1 protein-coding gene is annotated in these 1,031 nt (G+C 65.1%); it reads right to left on the bottom strand.

What is annotated here, in order from left to right; all coding sequences use genetic code 11:
- Nucleotides 1-975, bottom strand: a 975-nt coding sequence (locus tag AC1D1W_RS20690; RefSeq protein ID WP_476944701.1) for an AAA family ATPase, incomplete at its 3' end; no start/stop codon positions are given.
- Nucleotides 976-1,031: the final 56 nt, after the last annotated feature.

The raw sequence follows: 1,031 nt of genomic DNA on the forward strand, positions 1-1,031 counted from the left end.
GTAGAGGACTGGGCGCCGTTGCGTGGGGATGCAGCCCAGTGCCGCGGTTCCATTGCTCACCGCCAGCCCGACCCCGAGCACCAGCCATGACTTGCCGATCTTGGGCGGCGCGACAACCATGGTCAGGCCTTCCGGGATGAGGTCCTCGACGACGTACCGGATGGGCGGGAAATCGGTAGCCATGAGGTCCGCTGCGCTGACTGCCGTGCGGAGGTAGGAGTGCGGCGCCTCTTCGGCTGCGGGGCCGAGCCCCTCAAGCTCCGTTGGGGAGACCTCGACGAGGTCGGCGATAGTGTGCCCGGCGGCGATGTGATCGGCGACGTCTTTTCCTTCGGCTGCAGCCAGGATCCTCACGGGCCCGGCTGTGATCTCGGTGAGGTACTTGTAGAGCGCGGCGCCCCGTTTCTTCCCGGCCTCGTCTAAGTCGATGCATATGTGGACGTTGGCGGCCCCACGCAACGGTTCATGGTCGGCTTTCATCGCGTTCCCTGCGCCGGCCGGTGCTGTGGTGGCGGTGACACCTTGAGATTCGAGCGCGTGTGCGTCCTTTTCCCCCTCGCAGAGGTAGACGGCCTCGCCTGCCTGGATGGCGGCAATGACCTTCTGAAGCTGGTACAAAGGCACGGTGTCGTTGTCAACGACGGTCTGCCGGAACCGTTTAGCGGGGGTGCGGAAGACAGTTCGGGCGAGYTTGCCGTCCGCACCGCGGTATTCGTAGGCGGCGCCTTTGGGATTGTCGAAGAGGTCGCTCTTCCCGAGTCTGATGGTGGCCAGGACGGCATCGATGTGGCAGCCGGCGTGGCAGTAGACGAGGACTTGTCCTTCAATCTGGGTGATCGTCAGGGACGGGTTCCGGTCCGGGTGCGCGGGGCATTGAGCTTGCCACGTGTTCGCACCCGAAGGCTTGACCGTGTTGCCGTTTGCAAGGAGCACGTCGGCCAGGCGTTCGCCGGCGGTGGAGGCGACTGCGCTCATGGGGTTCCCGACACCTTTTCCGGGCGGAAGAGCAGAGCCAGACGATCGCGCTGCTC

This window comes from Arthrobacter sp. P1_B4 (assembly GCF_056406555.1).